Origin of the sequence: Aestuariibius sp. HNIBRBA575 (genome assembly GCF_040932005.1) — a bacterium.
GTDB lineage: Bacteria > Pseudomonadota > Alphaproteobacteria > Rhodobacterales > Rhodobacteraceae > CANLNM01.
In genome coordinates this window covers 1264356-1280412 of the sequence record NZ_CP162414.1, presented here as the reverse complement: position 1 = coordinate 1280412, position 16057 = coordinate 1264356, and the positions used below count along the sequence as shown (strand labels likewise).

Genomic DNA, 16057 nt, shown 5'->3' with positions numbered 1-16057 from the left:
GATTTAACATCAGGGACACAACGTCCGCTATTTAGCGGCTTTTTCGAACAATGTTTTTATGAAATATTCTTGTTTGACCGACAAACCTTTCAGTTTTTAAACGCCAGCCGTGGTGCGTTGGAAAATACCGGATATACCCAAGCTGAAATTCAGACCATGTGCGTCTATGATTTAAACCCTGACCTGAACACTCGGTGGGTTGCAGACAAAATGGTGCCGCTTTTCGAGAAAAAAGAGAGCATGATCACCCTTGGCACGACATTGCGTCGCAAGGATGGGACCATATACGAAGCGGACGCAGTCGTTCAGCTAACCGATTCACCTGACCCAGACCTGATTGCCTATGTGGTCGATATCAGCGCGCGCAACCAAGCACAGCAACAAGCGCGTGAAGCACAGGATGTGTTGCGAACTGCAATTGAAACATTGCCGGATGCCTTTGTTTTATATGACAAAAATGATCACTTGGTCGTCTGCAACCAAAAATACAAGGAATTCTACCCGCTGAGCGCCAGCGTGATGGAACCCGGAACCCCGTTTATCGACATATTAAGGGAAGGATTGAAACAAGGCGAGTATGTCGAGGCCGTTGGTCGAGAACAGGATTGGCTTGTTGAACGGATGCGTCAACACCAAGAAGCCCAGATCAACATGAAACAACATCTGATTGATGGCAGATGGTTACGCATTATTGAAAGTGAGACCCCAGATGGGGGGCGCGTTGGGTTACGCATTGATATCACAGAAGAAATCGAAAGCCGGAACCGAGCGGAACAAGCGGAACAATACCTGATAGATGCGATCAATGCCTCCCCGGCGGGTTTCCTGCTTTTTGACAAAGATGACCGTCTGGTCCTTTATAATCCGCAGATTTCCACAATGTTTAACAAAGTCGATTGGGAACCTGCGATCGGGCTCAGCTTCGAAGACGTTCTGCGCGAAAGCATCCGCGCCCACCCCATGAACTTGGCCGGCAAAAAAGAACAAGAATGGTTGGAGAGTGTTTTATCTAACCGCAATGATTCCACCCATATTTACGAAGGCCAAATGAAAGACGGAACCTGGATTCGGTTTCTAGATCAACGCTCTACGGATGGCGGATATGTTAGTTTTCGCTTCGACATTACCGCATTCAAACATCAAGAGGCCGAACTGCGCCTTGCTGCTCAAACCGATCCGCTGACGGGGTTGCTAAACCGGCGTGGGCTAAGTGATGTTTTGGACGCATTGACCAAAGCTGACCCAACCGCGGAATTTGCGCTATTGCACATCGATTTGGACAAATTCAAAGCGATCAATGACGTGATGGGCCACGCTGCCGGGGACCATGTTCTGATCCAATCAGGGATCAAACTGCGCACCCAAACCAGGCGGGATGATGTGGTCGCGCGTGTGGGCGGCGATGAATTCGTGATTTGCTGCAAAATCACCGAGTTAACGGATGTTGATGCTATGGCGCGTCGGGTTGTCGAAACCCAGTCAGAACCCATTATTTTCGAAGACAAACCCTGTTATGTCGGTGCCAGTATCGGGGTTGCGACCTGGCGTCCGCGCACAGGACAACTGGCGGATCAAGCGTTACAAGATGCTGATATTGCACTAAAAATTTCAAAGGACTCAGGAAGAGGTAAATACGTCACCTTCCTTCCGGAAATGCGACACCTTGCACAAGCCAGTGCGCAATTGGCCCATGAAATCGTCCAAGCGTTGGCCGATGATGCGTTTTGTGTTTGGTTCCAGCCTCAATTGTCGCTTGATGGCGAAAAAGTCATTGGATTCGAAAGCCTTGTCCGCTGGCAACATCCCGAACGTGGCTTGTTGTTGCCTGGGGATTTTTTGCCCGCAGCGGACGAAGCAAATCTGATGGATTCCCTTGATCAGCATGTTTTGTATCTCACCTGTGCCGCCATGTCAGAACTGATGGCTGCTGGTTTTGAAAACCCGCGTTTCAGCATCAACTTGTCGACGTCGCGTTTATGTGATCCAAATCTGCTGGACACAATTCACACGAACCTCAGTCTGTTTGATCTTCGTCCCGATCAGTTGGTTATGGAAATACTTGAATCGACATTGCTGGATGAAAGAACCGCAAATGTCGTTGAAAACATTGGGAAACTGGCGGCGTCAGGGTTTTCCGTAGAGCTAGATGATTTTGGAACCGGCCATACCGCCATCGCGAGCCTTCGCGAATTCCCCGTTGATCGAATTAAAATTGACCGCAGCTTGATCCGAGGGATTGATCAAGACGCCGAGCTTCGCATGATCACCTCTGCGATCATTAACCTTTGTTCCGGATTGGGTTTGAACGCCATATGCGAAGGGGTGGAAACAGCAGCCGAACTCTCTGTTTTGAAGGAGCTCGGCTGCCGAGAAGTGCAAGGGTACTATTTTGCAAAACCTATGCCGATTTCGGATCTCGTTTCTTGGCTTTGGGACAGAAATCAACCGCTCGCGGCCGATATAGCTAAAAACTAAGGTCAACAGCCCGACCGGTCCTCGCAGATTCTTGGGCCGCTTGCCCCATTAACACCGCGCGTGCACCATCGGTTAGGCTTACCTCAACCGCACCTTGTCCTCGGACGACATTCAGAAACCTTTGATGTTGGTAGAAGGTTGATCCGTTGTGATCCCCCGCATCCAACAAATCTGGGTTCACTGGAATCTCAATTGTTTCCGGCATCTTAGGGGATCTCGGGGATAGAACCAGTTTGGAAACCGGGGCCGCGCCCAAAGTTTCCGTTGGCCAAAACCGACCTGGTCCCGGGACGAAACATTCAATTTTCCCGTCGGGCCCTACCGCGCTGATTTCTTCTTGGTATTCGGCACCTTCGGCAAACATACACAATTCCAACATTGCACGCACGCCGCCCGCGAAATCCACGATAACATAGCCGTTATCCCAAATATCAGGCACCTCACCATCGTAGACTTCATCAAGGTGGTTAACAGATTGTCCCGCACTTGCCATGATCCGTACGGGTTCGTCCTGCAAAACCAAACGCATCAAGTCAAAGAAGTGACAACATTTCTCAACCAGTGTCCCCCCTGATTGAGAATTAAACCTGTTCCAATTGCCGACCTTTGGCAAAAACGGAAACCGATGCTCGCGAATTGTGAGCATCTTTATGCCCCCGGTTGACTGTTGGACTTGGTCCATCAGCGCCGTAATAGGCGGCATATATCGATATTCCATCGCAACCCAAATCGGTTGCGGGAAGGTTTGTTCGAGGTCAGAAACCCATTGGTGATCTGATGGTTCCGTAAACAGCGGCTTTTCACACAGAACGGGCAATGGGCGGGTCGCGGCGATTTCCTTTAATTGTGCGACATGCAAATGGTTAGGGCTGACAATCACCAACGCATCCAACGCCTCATGGGCTAGTAAATCGGCCAAGCTTTCTGCGACCTTTGTCCCACCCGCAAGCTGAGCCGCCGCATGCGCAAGTTCTGGCACCGGATCATAAACCACACTTACACAAGCCCCATCCAACAACTTGATGTTTTGAATGTGCTCGCTCGCCATCATCCCACAGCCGATGATGCCGTAGTTTACTTTTTTCAACATTCTTAGCCCTTCCCAAGGCGCGAGATGTATCTCGCTTTGTTATAATCGAACCATGTTCGTGAATATTCAGCGCGTGTTCCAGCTTGTGACCAGCTCACGCGTTCGATGTAGCCAACCGCTTGACCTACATCGTGATCAAATTCTGTGGGTGCCCATTCAGGCACATTTGCAACGCCAATTCGATCTTCGGCGTGACCGATAACCAGCCCCAATTGTTGCCGGTAAAACAGATAAAGCGAGTCTGACAAATCTGATGCGTTAAGGGTTTCGATATAGCCCCCATCCAGCCAAATCTCTTCGATCGCCATTGGAATTTTGTCCAACCGCCGCAAACGCCTGATCCGGAACCCTTCCACCGAAGCGCCGAACTCTGGAAAATCCTGAGGTTTCAAAAGCCGATCCACGGACAGAACCTGGGCGGTCGGCAAACCACCACCCTGCACGTTTTCCAGTCGAAACATGGAATAAACAGAATTAACGTCCTGACGCGCCCGGACATAATTTCCGGACCCCTGAATGCGCTCCAAGAGCTTCTGATCCACGAGTAGATCTAACGCTTTGCGCAATGTGCCGACGGAAACTTCCATCTCGACGGCCATTTGCCGTTCGGGCGGCAAACGCGATCCATCCGCAAGGTGCCCCGCCGCTATTTCACGAATCAAAGTTTCACTGATTTGTACATAGCGCGGCAATGCCGATGGCGTTTCGTATCCGCCCAAGCCATTGGACATAAACGTATTCCCTTCCCCAGCCCCCTTTTCGGTGGGCAAATTGTTACACCATTGATGCATTATCTTTTGAATGCTAGGCAAGTAGAAAAGAAACATAAGGGAGAGATTCGATGACCGTCGTGCCAGTCACGTCGGCGGACCTGAATGCTGCAGAAGTATCCTGGTTCTCCGCGCTATGCTCTGACGATTACCAATTTTTGGGCGTGCCCGATGGTGATCTTCGTTCATCTTTTGAACATTGCCGTGACATTGTGCTGGAAGCAGAACGTCAGGGTTTTCGCAACATCCTCGCCCCGTCCTCCTACCAGGTTGGTCAGGATACGCTCAGCTTTGTTGCTGGCATGGCCCCTTTGACGAGCAAAATCAACATGCTGGCCGCCATCCGGTGTGGTGAAATGCAACCCATCATGCTGGCACGGACAATCGCGACCCTCGATCATATGCTAAAGGGTCGGTTGACGCTAAACGTCATTTCATCGGATTTCCCGGGCGAAGTTGCAGACAGCGCATTCCGGTATCGACGGTCCCGCGAAGTTGTGCAAATTCTGCGTCAGGCATGGACGCAGGATGAGATCAACTTTGACGGCGATATCTATAACTTTCAGGGGTTAACCACAGACCCTGCGCGTCCCTATCAAACCAATGGCGGTCCCCTGCTCTATTTTGGCGGGTATTCCCCTGCCGCTTTGGATCTTTGTGGCGAATTTTGTGATGTTTATTTGATGTGGCCAGAACCAAAGGCCAATATTGAACAACGCATGAAAGATGCGCATGCAGCAGCGCAAAAATACAACCGGACGCTGGATTTTGGTCTTCGTGTGCATATGATTGTGCGCGACACAGAAGCCGAAGCGAAGGAATATGCCGATTACATCGCGTCAAAGCTGGACGATGAATATGGCAAATTGATCCGCGACCGCGCCCATGACAGCATTTCTCTGGGGGTATCCCATCAGGCAAAAGCCCGCGAATTGGCCGACAAATTCGGCTATGTCGAACCCAATATGTGGACCGGAGTCGGTCGGGCGCGTTCGGGGTGTGGGGCGGCCTTGGTTGGCTCCACGGACCAAGTTCTGAGCAAGATCGAAGAGTACCAAAAAATGGGCATTCGCGCGTTCATCTTTTCGGGCTATCCGCATATTGATGAGGCGCAACATTTTGGCACCAAAGTGTTGCCCCAGATCAAAACCTGTTCCTTGCCCCACGCCTATGGACGTGTGCCGGCAGAGACCCCAATGACACCACTCGGCGCAGGAGTTCGCACCTAATGGATCGCGTTAAAATTGCTCAAGACCTTGAATTTAGTGAAATTATCTATGGTATGTGGCGCCTTGCTGAGGCCGACGATACCAGCCCGGAACATGTGAGAAACAAAATTTCCGCCTGTCTGGATCAAGGTATCACAACCATGGATCAGGCCGATATTTACGGCGGCTACATGGCCGAAGAAGTGTTGGGGAATGCGCTGACGACGGATCTGAGGAACAAGATCGAGATCGTAACAAAATGCGATATCGTTGCGCCGATGGGCCGCTATAGTGATGCGTCAGCTAAGTATTATGACACGTCCCGCGCCCATATTATGGCGTCGGTCGATCATTCCTTGCGATTGATGAAAACCGACCGGATCGACATGCTGTTGATCCACCGTCCCGATCCCATGATGGATCATCATGAAACCGGCGCTGCCTTGGACGACATTGTTGCATCCGGTAAGGTACGCGCAGTTGGCGTTTCCAATTTCAAATTGCATGATTGGACATTGCTGCAGTCGGCAATGAAAACCAAGCTGACCACCAACCAGATTGAACTGAGCTTGCAAGCGCATGACGGGTTCACAAATGGCGACGTTGCCTATTTGCAGGAACGCGATCTGCCCATTATGGCGTGGTCTCCGTTGGGTGGGGGCGCATTGATGGCCGCCGACGCCAAGGCAGGTGCTGCCATGGACCGTGTTGCCGCTGAATTCAACGTAGATCGTGGCGCGGTTGCCGTGGCTTGGTTATTGGCCCACCCGGCAAAAATATTGCCTGTTATGGGTACGAATAACTTGAATAGAATCAGCAACCTGACTGATGCTCTTAAAGTGAAACTGGATCGACCAGCTTGGTTCGAACTTTACACCGCAGCGCTCGGCGCTGAGGTTCCTTAATGGATGGAACAAAGGGGATAGGAATGGAGAGCTTCGCCCCAAGTGAGGATGCCCGCGCATTTCGCAACGCGCTTGGGGCTTATGCCACCGGTGTCACGGTTGTGACCACGGGGACTTCTGAGGGCCCTGTTGGTATCACTGCCAACAGTTTTGCGTCGGTTTCTCTGGATCCACCTTTGGTCCTGTGGTCTCCGGCGAAATCGTCCAAACGTTTCAACACGTTCCGGAATGCATCCCATTTCGCCATCCATGTGTTGGACACCCATCAACGTGAAATCTGCGATGGATTTACCCGTAACAAACACGCGTTTGACGGTCTTGATTGGGAGGAGGGCGCAAACAACGTGCCGCTGATCAATGGCTGTCTGGCGCGGTTTGAATGCAGTTTGTCAGCTGCACATGATGCAGGCGATCACGTGATCCTCGTGGGGCAAGTGTCCCGCGTCAGCTATCGCGAAGGTTTGCCGCTGTTGTTTCAAGCGGGACGGTTTGTCAGCCTCAAAGGCTGACTTTAAGATCGGGGCGTAAGACCCTGACTTAGGAGAGAAAAAGGGGTTAAGCCCCATTTAGGGAGGAATCCGCCATGGCGGTATTGCTTGGGGTCTTGTGGCCTCTTGAGAAAGTGAACACCCTCGTTCTGTCTGTTGGCCGGATTATCGCGATCCTTGCTCTTGCCATCATGGTTATGCTCATCTTAGGGCAGGTTTTTTGGCGATATGTGCTGGATGCGGCCCCCAATTGGACAGAAGAAGCCGCCCGATTTGGCATGTTGTGGATGACCGGTCTGATGGCGCCTATGGCGTACCGAATGGGTGGCTTTGTAGCGATCGACATGCTGGAACGCGCGCTACCCCGGTTCGTTGCGGGCACTTTAACCCTTATTTTGTTGACCATCAGCCTCCTCGTCCTGGTTCTCGCTTGGGACAAAGGCCTGAACAATCACGTCGATAGCCTGTCAGGGCGCGGCGCGTCTGCCTCGCTTAGGCTGCCACTGGATTGGTTTGGCGGGGAACGGGTCAAATTCAAAAACGCATGGCAATATGCATCGCTCTTGGTTGGCATCACATTGCTGATTTCCGTCAATATCGAACTGATTTTACGCCAAATAATCACCCTATTGGGCAGCGGGGACCGCCTGCACCATTTGGATGGATCTGACATGGTAGGAGCCGACTGATGCTGATTTGGTTTCTTCCGCTTTTCATCGTTTTGATCATGGTTGGTTTGCCGGTGGTCTTTGCCCTGCTCGCAGCCCCCGGCGCCCTGCTGCTGCTCAATGGCCAAGAACGGGATTTGGCCGTTCTTTATCGCAATCTTTACAACGGGATGGACAGTTTTCCTTTGATGGCGCTGCCCTTCTTTATGTTGGCCGGAGAAGTGATGAACCGGGGCGGCATCACCGTGCGTCTGGTCGAGTTTTCCCAAGCCTTTATGGGGCATATGCGCGGTGGCTTGGCCCATGTAAATATCCTGTCTTCGATCCTGTTTGCGGGCCTGTCTGGCTCTGCGGTGGCGGATACATCTGCGCTGGGATCGACCTTGATTCCAGCGATGGAAAAAAACGGATATACCCGGAAATTTGCAGCAGCGATCACCGCTGCATCCTCGGTTATTGGGCCGATCATTCCCCCATCTGGCATCATGATCATCTATGCCTATGTGATGGGCGAAAGCGTCGCTGCCCTGTTTTTGGCGGGCATTGTGCCGGGTATTATGGTGGGCGCTGGCCTGATGGTGATGGTCCGGTTGATGGCGGATCGCTATGACCTGCCCAAGGCCGAACGCATTGTGGCCAAAGGTCAAACCGTCAGCCCGGTTGAATACTGGGTCAGCTTGGTTCTGATCCGGATCAACATCGCCGGACTGCTTTATGGTGTGTTTGCCATGATCCGCGGCTTGGCAGGGCTCGAAATTACGCTGAATCCTTGGCTTATCTACCTGATTTTCCTACCGATTGCCCATGGGATTGCCATGTGGACCCGTGGTCAGGTTAGCTCTGATTTCCGGTCCGTCTGTAAAAAGGCCATCGCGCCGTTGCAGACCCCAATCATCATTTTGGGCGGCATTCTGACGGGCGTTTGCACCCCGACCGAAGCCTCTGCCCTGGCCGTGGCCTATGCCCTGATCGTCAGCTTTGCGGTCCTGCGATCGATGAAGTTTTCAGACCTCGCAGGTATCCTGACCCGGTCCGCCTTGGCCACGTCAGCGGTGCTGTTGTTGGTGGGTGCAGCTGTGGCGTTCAAAACCGTCGTGTCCCTGTCATATGCACCGCAGATATTAACAGATGCGATCCTTGGCCTGAGCGAAAATCCGTTGATCCTGTTGTTCCTGATAAACATTCTGCTGTTTGTGGTTGGCATGTTCCTGGATGCAGGCCCAGCGATCATCATTTTGGGGCCAATTTTGGGCCCGATATTTACGGAACTGGGCGTGCATCCCGTGCATTTCGCCATCATCATGTCCGTGAACCTAACCGTCGGATTGGCAACGCCGCCCATGGGGTTGGTCCTGTTTGTGGCCTCAACCGTCAGTGGCGAAAAGGTTGAAACCATCGCCAAAGCCATTCTGCCATTTCTTGCAGTGGAAGTGCTGGTGATCTTCTTGATCACGTATTTCCCCTTCATCTCGATGACGGTGCCCCGCCTGACGGGGTTCGTCCAATGACCAAGCAAAAGGGAGGTTCTACCATGCTTAAAGGTCTTAAAACCGTTGCACTTGCCGCACTTGTGGCCGGTTCTGCAACATTGGCCGCTGCGCAGGATTTTACGCTGCGCGCCACGGCCAACTCTAACGAAAATGACGAGGACTATGATGGTCTGGTTGTTTTCAAGAACTACGTCGAGGCGGCCTCTAACGGGCGTATCGCGGTAGAGCTGTTTATCGGCACGCAACTCTGTGCAACCGGTGCGGAATGCCTCGAAGGTGTGTCTGAGGGTTCGATCGATATCTATATCTCCACCTCTGGGGGGGCTGCGGGTATCTTCCCTTATGTGCAGGTGCTGGATCTGCCTTATCTGATGGCCGATGACCGCGTCGCCGAAGCTGTGCTGCAAGGTGATTTTGTCCGCACTATGCGGGATATGGCGCTGGAAACATCCGGTGACACCGTGCGTTTGATGACTGTTGGCAACACAGGTGGCTGGCGCAACTTTGCCAACACACAACGCCGCGTTCAGGGTCCTGACGACATGGATGGCCTGAAAATCCGGACCGTTGTGGCGGACCTGCCGCAGGAATTGGTGCGCGCCATGGGGGCGTCCCCGACCCCAATCCCGTGGCCTGAGCTGTTCACATCGTTCCAAACGGGCGTTGTTGAAGGGTCTAAAAACGGCATCACCGACATCATGGGCATGAAATTCCCTGATGCGGGTCTGCAATATGTCACGCTGGACGGTCACGCCTATATGGGTGCGCTGTGGTGGATGAGCAACGAAAACTTCATGGCGATGCCAGAAGACATGCGCCGCGTTGTTGTTGATGGGTTCTATCAGTTGCAGCAGGCCACATTTGCGTCACCAAAACGTAAATCAATCCAAGCATACGAAGATTTTGTCGCCGGTGGCGGTGATCTTTATGTGCCCACACCAGAAGAAAAAGCTGCATTCGCAGAAGCCGCCCTGCCCGTTCAGGAATGGTTCCGCGGCAATGTAGACGGTGGGAATGAAATTCTGGATGCCTTGATCGCCGCGGTGGCCGAAGCCGAAGCCGATCTGGCAGCGGATTATGAATCTGACCTGAACTAATCAAATCAGAACGGCGGCTCTGATCAGGGCCGCCGTTTTTACGTCCACACAAAAAGGCGGATCACCGAAAAGGATAAATCCAAGGCCGGTAATCCTCGATCAGATGATGCGCACGTTCAATTTCTTCAGCCGTCAAACGTGGTGTGATTTCTTCCAGAGAAATCGCCGCATCTGGATCACCGCCAATCGTCGACAAAGCGTACCACGCATATGCGCGGACCATGTCAGGCGCCGGCAGGCCTCGCCCCGTTTCATAATACCAACCGATCCCCGATTGCGCGCCGGGATGGCCTTTCAGACTGGCCCGCAGATACCAGTCAAACGCCCGTTCGTCATCGCGCGGCACGCCCAGCCCCATGGCATACATGACCCCAATCAGCTCTTCGGCTTCGGCATTTCCCGATCTGGCAAATGGGTCCAACGCAGCGCGCGCTTCTTCAAATTTTCCGTCTTCCATCAGGTCACGCGCATCTTCGATATCCGCGGCCAACGGTGTGGCGATCATCGCCAAAGCAAAGGCAAGGTGGCGCATTTTGTCGGTCTCCTGTTTGTTGCGATGCCGGTTGGGGCGGACCCGATTTTGCCGACAGATTTTCTGAATGCGGATCCCGCACAGGCCCAATTGGGTCAGTTGCTATTTTACGATAAGATCCTGAGCGGGAACAGGAATATCTCTTGTGCGACATGCCATCATCACGATTTGGCATCCGGCGATGGGCTTAGTCTTGGCATCGGAGAAGGCGGTGTCGGTCTGGGGCCCGATCGGGTTGCCGGGGACATTATCAAACGCGTGCCACGCAACGCCCCTGCCCTGTGGAATCTGGGCCACCGCGACGTGGATGTGTTATTTCATGATGGCCGATTAGAGGTTTCGGACATTTACGGGAATGGTTTTAATTCCCCCGCTCAGGAATGGCTGCCACAAGGTTTGGACAATATTCTAGCCGCTCAGGCCTTGTTTCCGCTGGTCGCCCAATTTGAAATGGCCGGCAATCTGGGGGAAAATGATGTCGTGGGGGCACTGCATGATCGCATCGATGCGCCCTGGCCGATTTTGGCAAAACGGGTGCGGATCATTCCCGAATATGGGGCGCTGTTTGTAGATGCGTTTGATCATATCGACAGTCCAGACCAGATCACAATCGTAGAAATTGCCAATGCAATCGCCGCGTTTGAAATCACGGAATGGCAGAGCTTTGACAGCCCCTATGATGCCTATCTGGCTGGCACCCCCCTGCCCGAAGCGGCCGAGCGCGGACGTCAGATTTTCTTTGGAGCGGGTGCCTGTTCCAGCTGTCATTCGGGGCCGTTGTTTAGCGATCAGGACTTTCACGCCTTGTCCCTGCCCGCGTTTGGACCCGGGCGCACACGGGTTCATGATCCGATCCCCCGCGATGTTGGACGCATGGGAAAAACCAATTTATTGCAAGATGCGTATCGGTTTCGTACGCCATCATTGCGCAATGTCGCGCTCACCGCACCTTATGGGCATAATGGTGCATTTGCGACGTTGGACGCTATGATCCGACATCATTTGGACCCGCTCACGTCACGGGACAATTGGCCCCATGATCAGGCGCAGCTCCCACTTGCGCCTTGGTTGGAACCCATTGATTTTGCAATTCAATCTGACGAAATGGAAATGGAGCGTCAACGCAATCACCTCGATATCACTCCGCTGACCTTAACCGATCAGGACATTGATGATTTGGTTGCGTTTTTGCAGGCGCTAACCGGCGAAACCGCTCTTTATCGCCCCCTCGGTGCCCCGGAATCCGTGCCGTCTGGACTGCCTGTTGATTAGATGATCAACTCATCCAACGGGCGCCGCGCTCTTGCGGGCGGTGGCCCCATTGCGACCCCAAAGCGAATAACCTGAACCAAGTCACGATCCGCACCGATCCCGAGACGCGCGCAAATTTCGGCATTTGCGGATGGATCGTCGGACAACGCCGCCATTGGCCATCCTGAGAATCCGAGCGACGTCGCCTCTAACCACATTCTCAAATAGGCGCGGCCTCTGGCAATTGGGCTTGCTTCTGTGGGCTGATGAAACGCGGCGATCACCGGGGCGCTTTTGGTCGCTTCGGCCTCAGATGTGATTGATTTTGTTGCACCAAATAGGTTCAGCATTCCCCAAAGAGGACCCAAGGCCAATCCCGCCATGCGGGCTTGCAAATCGCTCATTTGGCAGGCCTCTCGCCCCATTCCATCCAAGCCCAAACGTGGATGTGTGTCGCGCAATCGCATCCAGCTTAGCAGCTCTTTGCGAAATGCTGGATTTTGCATAATTCGGTAACTGGTTTGGTCATTCAGCTCTGCCAACCAATTTCGTCGTTTTGCATCTGTGATCACAAATGTGTCGCTGCGGCTCCAACCAAACAGGTCAGGCGTTTGATCCGCGAATTTTCCACGCCAAGTAAACCGGTTTTCCAACTGACGGCTTAGTCCATCCTGCAGTCCTGATTGCAGACGAATATGCGCGACTGGTTTTAAATCTGAATGCGCGTCCCAGCGTTCCTCAACCTGCGCTGAAACCCCCATTTCAGACAGCGCCAGCACCGTTGCTTCGATTGCAGCGCCAGATGACAGACCCGCATCAAGGTGGTGTGGATCGCCCACTGGTAGCGATTGCGTCAAATCGCAAAAAACGTCGATACCATCGTCTGACCGATGCCAGCGCGTTGGTTGAATGTTATGCACCGATGGCGCCAGACAGGCACGCGCGACCACCGATCTAAACGACTGATCATTCAGCATTTTTAACCTCCAACAAACGCGAAAAACTCTGTGCTGCGTTCAGCTCAGACTCCACACGTTTTGTTGCCGCGATCATCGGGATCGACAAAGCGATCAACGTCAATGGCTGGGCCTGAGCACATAGAATATGGGACGCCTGATATCGCTCAAACAGATGTGATTTATGCTCTGCCAAGTCTGGGTTTGACGGGATTGGATCCGAGCGTCGCAGGACGGGATGTTTGCGAAACAACTCGGTCAGAACCTCTTCTTGGCAATCGTGTAACGTATCTAAGTCAATCAATGCGACCCCGTCATTGTCCATATTCCCAACAACATTTCGTAGGAAATCCATAGGAGAGGACGCCGAATTTTTCGACATTTCCTCTAAAACAGCAACGCCTTGTGCCTCTGTTTTTAAGGTTCGAATTTCATTATAAAGCGCAGCGCAAAGCGCCGATCCCAACAAAATCGCCACTGTCATGATCGTCGCATTCCAGCTGAACCCCATCAAAAATGAAACGGTTGCACCGGATAAAATTGCGGCGACAACGGTTACGCAAAACCCCATCAATGCGTCGATATGGGACCGTGATGATTTCCCCAAAGTAATTGATAACCAACATAAAAACAGCACACCCAAAGCAGAAACACGAACCGGAAGGTTAAAATACACCATCAGGAAATCAGCCGCTGCAAATGGCAGCAACAAAAACACTGAAAGCCCGATACGTTCTGCCATTTGGTTTTCCGCCCGGGACAAAGACGACACATCCCGCGTGAACACCAACAGTCCGCAGATCAAAAATCCTGCGACCTGAAACATCAACAGGATCACCAACCTGAACGGATCCACCAATTCAACCGGGAACAACGCTGATACCGACAGCAGCGTGGTCATCACCGCGAAACCGACCTTAATGAATTTGGCGGCGTGCCGTCGCAACAAACCTTCGGTGAGCAAGAGAGCAGCGAGCGGCACCAAAGCTGCGGCAAACAAAACCAATGCGCGAAAAAGATTCAAATCGGTCAAACTGTAGGCCGCACGGGCACCAAACAGCAAAATCATCGCATGAACGCCAAATAGAAATCGCTGATTAAGTGGGTCATACCGCCCCTGATCAACGATCATTGCCCGCATCAGCAATAATCCAATGACCGCCGAAATCGATAGGAAAAGATCAACAATATATGGGGCCGCGGTCATCATTGACTTAGCAATCGTGCCAGAAACCGACGGACAAATGGGCGTATGACTGCGGACATCCATTTTGGATTTGGTCGCTCAACACGGCCGCGATATGGGTTCAAAAAATAGCCCTGGCAATTTGCACCAAATGGTCGGCCCATAACGCCATTTGCGCATTCATATGCCATCAACATACCCGTTGTGATGACCATAGGGGCAAAACTCGGACGCCCGCGTTTGCCTGTGATCACATCACCGATCAAATCTAAATCGATGTAATGTCGCGATGAAGAATTGAGGACAACATACTCAGCCTCTGCCATAAAAGCGGACTCTCTTTGGTCCTGCGAGATTGACCTCCAATCCGTCTGTTCTGTTTGAAATCCCAACCGAGTTTCATGTGCTGGATCGGTCGGCTTGGTAACATAAACTGAGGGCAGAGGCGCGGCATAAGCGTCAATCATCACTTTGTTCTGCTCGCGTGCTGTCCGGTATAGCAACAACGTAGCCGCCAAATCATCAGTTCCGTTAACCACAATATCGGACCGAGACACCAAACCTTCGGCCAACTCCATCCATTCTAAACCATATACTTCGATGTCGATTTCAGGATTAATGTTTCGGCACATTTTCGCAGTGACGTTCGATTTGTGCAATCCAACCCCGTGTAAGTTGCAAAAAACCTGCCGGTTCAGGTTCGAAATTTCGAATTCATCTACGTCCGCAAGAATGAGTTTTCCAACTCCCATCCGTACCAAAGCCTGAATACAAGCGCCCCCCATTCCCCCATTACCGCAAACAAACACCGTGCTAGACTTTAACGCATTTTGTTCGTCGTTAGACACAAACCCCTGATTTCGGGTTGTCATTTCGTCGTAGCTAAACATTTGTTTTGTCCTTCACGGGGCGCAGAATGGACCATTCTTGGTCACTTTCGAACCAATGTAGAATGGGCAGGATCAATCGACGTAAAATGACCATTCCAGCCACGAGCAACAGTCCGCTTAATGCGGAACTGGGCACTTCTTTTGAGAGGTATCGCCCGATGGCTGCCATGTCCAATTGCCCAATCTGCAGCACATCATCCCCCCGCTCATAGTCCAGTTCGCGCGCGCAAAAGTCGTTATAACTGTCATCACGATGTTTAGGCGCCTGTTCCCACGTTTTCATCAGATCGTCCGATCCGCCGGTATAGGCGTTTGTGATCACAAACCGGTTTTCATCAAAGTCTGCTTCGTCCCCAACCCCAAATACATACCGATGATCTGCCATAATTCGACGCGCCACCTGCAGCTGGCTAAGCGTGCGCCGAGATGCGCTAGGAGATGGGTAAACATTTGAAAACATACCAGATACCATGCCCACGACAGCTGGAACCTGCGTCACGTTTGAAATCCATAACGGACGAAATTTTCGCCGCACAAACAACAAAAAACATGTTAATCCATACAGCACCCATGACAGGTTTTTTGAACGCTCATTGGGGTCGACCATCACCAATCCCAAATGCAAAACTTCGGTTGGTTTTGGCAAAGTTGAGAGGGTCATGATCGCCAAAGCGTTAAATGCGATCGGTGTGCCGTCCGGCCGGCTCACCAAGGTCACAATCGAAGAAGACATTCGTTTTCGATCCGCAGAGAACACGCCATAGGTCAAGCTTCCGACTGGCAGGGTCGCTGATGCGACTTTTCTTAAGTCGTCGGAAAGTTGTTCAAGTTCAGCATCTTGCATCCACAAACCGGGACGTTCCAGAATTCGAATATGCAAACCAGAAGAACGCAGCCGCAGGTCCAAATAGGTGTGACGAAATGATTTAAGTAATGATCGTATCACAGCGCCCCCCTGCCGAGTTAACAAATAGTAACGTGGTATAAACCAAGGTAAAAGTAGGGATACCCCGCCCCGATTTTGATGTCATTTTCTAAAAACCGAGACAAG

General features: G+C 52.1%; 15 protein-coding genes. 8 read left to right on the top strand and 7 right to left on the bottom strand.

Annotated elements, in window-relative coordinates:
* Positions 1-69 precede the first annotated feature (69 nt).
* Entirely contained in the window at positions 70-2475 is a 2406-nt protein-coding gene (locus AB1F12_RS06515) for an EAL domain-containing protein (RefSeq protein WP_368187475.1), read from the top strand.
* Here the strand turns inward: AB1F12_RS06515 and AB1F12_RS06510 are convergent.
* On the bottom strand, positions 2465-3565 hold the full coding sequence (locus AB1F12_RS06510; RefSeq protein ID WP_368187474.1) for a Gfo/Idh/MocA family protein: 1101 nt from the start codon (positions 3563-3565) through the stop codon (positions 2465-2467). The genes AB1F12_RS06515 and AB1F12_RS06510 overlap by 11 nt on opposite strands.
* 2 nt (positions 3566-3567) lie before the next feature.
* Entirely contained in the window at positions 3568-4296 is a 729-nt protein-coding gene (locus AB1F12_RS06505; protein ID WP_368187472.1) for a GntR family transcriptional regulator, read from the bottom strand.
* 110 nt (positions 4297-4406) lie between these two features.
* On the opposite strand from AB1F12_RS06505, the gene AB1F12_RS06500 reads away from it, so the two are divergent.
* From AB1F12_RS06500 to dctP, 6 genes are all read left to right on the top strand, one after another.
* Complete coding sequence (locus AB1F12_RS06500) at positions 4407-5564, top strand: LLM class flavin-dependent oxidoreductase (RefSeq protein WP_368187471.1); 1158 nt, start codon at positions 4407-4409, stop codon at positions 5562-5564.
* Positions 5564-6448 (top strand): aldo/keto reductase family oxidoreductase, encoded by an 885-nt coding sequence (locus AB1F12_RS06495; RefSeq protein WP_368187469.1) that lies wholly within the window; start codon positions 5564-5566, stop codon positions 6446-6448. Before AB1F12_RS06500 ends, AB1F12_RS06495 begins: the two co-directional genes overlap by 1 nt.
* 23 nt (positions 6449-6471) lie before the next feature.
* Positions 6472-6957 (top strand): flavin reductase family protein, encoded by a 486-nt coding sequence (locus AB1F12_RS06490; protein WP_368187467.1) that lies wholly within the window; start codon positions 6472-6474, stop codon positions 6955-6957.
* 74 nt (positions 6958-7031) lie between these two features.
* A complete protein-coding gene (locus AB1F12_RS06485; RefSeq protein ID WP_368187465.1) occupies positions 7032-7625 on the top strand; it encodes a TRAP transporter small permease in 594 nt (197 codons plus the stop codon).
* Positions 7625-9112, top strand: a complete 1488-nt coding sequence (locus tag AB1F12_RS06480; RefSeq protein ID WP_368187463.1) for a TRAP transporter large permease — start codon at positions 7625-7627, stop codon at positions 9110-9112. The genes AB1F12_RS06485 and AB1F12_RS06480 overlap by 1 nt, the downstream gene beginning before the upstream one ends.
* Positions 9113-9135: 23 nt before the next feature.
* Entirely contained in the window at positions 9136-10191 is a 1056-nt protein-coding gene (gene dctP / locus AB1F12_RS06475; RefSeq protein WP_368187461.1) for a TRAP transporter substrate-binding protein DctP, read from the top strand.
* Between the two features lie 61 nt (positions 10192-10252).
* On the opposite strand, the gene AB1F12_RS06470 is transcribed toward dctP, so the two are convergent.
* Positions 10253-10723, bottom strand: a complete 471-nt coding sequence (locus AB1F12_RS06470) for a tetratricopeptide repeat protein (RefSeq protein ID WP_368187459.1) — start codon at positions 10721-10723, stop codon at positions 10253-10255.
* Positions 10724-10747: 24 nt separating this feature from the next.
* Between AB1F12_RS06470 and AB1F12_RS06465 the strand changes: the two genes are divergently transcribed.
* Positions 10748-11995 carry a cytochrome-c peroxidase gene (locus AB1F12_RS06465; protein WP_368188296.1) on the top strand — a complete coding sequence of 416 codons (1248 nt, stop codon included), beginning with the start codon at positions 10748-10750 and terminating at the stop codon, positions 11993-11995.
* On the opposite strand, the gene AB1F12_RS06460 is transcribed toward AB1F12_RS06465, so the two are convergent.
* From AB1F12_RS06460 to AB1F12_RS06445, 4 genes are read right to left on the bottom strand one after another with little or no spacing between them, the layout of a single operon-like run.
* Positions 11992-12951 carry a hypothetical protein gene (locus tag AB1F12_RS06460; protein WP_368187457.1) on the bottom strand — a complete coding sequence of 320 codons (960 nt, stop codon included), beginning with the start codon at positions 12949-12951 and terminating at the stop codon, positions 11992-11994. The two genes, AB1F12_RS06465 and AB1F12_RS06460, sit on opposite strands and share 4 nt — an antisense overlap.
* Positions 12941-14140 carry a hypothetical protein gene (locus tag AB1F12_RS06455; RefSeq protein ID WP_368187455.1) on the bottom strand — a complete coding sequence of 400 codons (1200 nt, stop codon included), beginning with the start codon at positions 14138-14140 and terminating at the stop codon, positions 12941-12943. The genes AB1F12_RS06460 and AB1F12_RS06455 overlap by 11 nt, the downstream gene beginning before the upstream one ends.
* Positions 14137-15006 (bottom strand): ThiF family adenylyltransferase, encoded by an 870-nt coding sequence (locus AB1F12_RS06450; protein WP_368187453.1) that lies wholly within the window; start codon positions 15004-15006, stop codon positions 14137-14139. Before AB1F12_RS06450 ends, AB1F12_RS06455 begins: the two co-directional genes overlap by 4 nt.
* The gene (locus tag AB1F12_RS06445) at positions 14999-15952 is read right to left on the bottom strand and encodes a hypothetical protein (protein WP_368187452.1); all 954 of its coding nucleotides are present in this window, start codon (positions 15950-15952) and stop codon (positions 14999-15001) included. Before AB1F12_RS06445 ends, AB1F12_RS06450 begins: the two co-directional genes overlap by 8 nt.
* Between the last annotated feature and the right edge of the window lie 105 nt (positions 15953-16057).

Bases quoted from the DNA above. Each gene is read 5' to 3' on its own strand.
- AB1F12_RS06510 (WP_368187474.1), bottom strand. From the start codon at position 3,565: ATGTTGAAAAAAGTAAACTACGGCATCATCGGCTGTGGGATGATGGCG.
- AB1F12_RS06490 (WP_368187467.1), top strand. From the start codon at position 6,472: ATGGAGAGCTTCGCCCCAAGTGAGGATGCCCGCGCATTTCGCAACGCG.
- AB1F12_RS06495 (WP_368187469.1), top strand. From the start codon at position 5,564: ATGGATCGCGTTAAAATTGCTCAAGACCTTGAATTTAGTGAAATTATC.
- AB1F12_RS06465 (WP_368188296.1), top strand. From the start codon at position 10,748: ATGCCGGTTGGGGCGGACCCGATTTTGCCGACAGATTTTCTGAATGCG.
- AB1F12_RS06470 (WP_368187459.1), bottom strand. From the start codon at position 10,723: ATGCGCCACCTTGCCTTTGCTTTGGCGATGATCGCCACACCGTTGGCC.
- AB1F12_RS06485 (WP_368187465.1), top strand. From the start codon at position 7,032: ATGGCGGTATTGCTTGGGGTCTTGTGGCCTCTTGAGAAAGTGAACACC.
- AB1F12_RS06505 (WP_368187472.1), bottom strand. From the start codon at position 4,296: ATGTCCAATGGCTTGGGCGGATACGAAACGCCATCGGCATTGCCGCGC.
- AB1F12_RS06460 (WP_368187457.1), bottom strand. From the start codon at position 12,951: ATGCTGAATGATCAGTCGTTTAGATCGGTGGTCGCGCGTGCCTGTCTG.
- AB1F12_RS06450 (WP_368187453.1), bottom strand. From the start codon at position 15,006: ATGTTTAGCTACGACGAAATGACAACCCGAAATCAGGGGTTTGTGTCT.
- dctP (WP_368187461.1), top strand. From the start codon at position 9,136: ATGCTTAAAGGTCTTAAAACCGTTGCACTTGCCGCACTTGTGGCCGGT.
- AB1F12_RS06480 (WP_368187463.1), top strand. From the start codon at position 7,625: ATGCTGATTTGGTTTCTTCCGCTTTTCATCGTTTTGATCATGGTTGGT.
- AB1F12_RS06500 (WP_368187471.1), top strand. From the start codon at position 4,407: ATGACCGTCGTGCCAGTCACGTCGGCGGACCTGAATGCTGCAGAAGTA.
- AB1F12_RS06455 (WP_368187455.1), bottom strand. From the start codon at position 14,140: ATGATGACCGCGGCCCCATATATTGTTGATCTTTTCCTATCGATTTCG.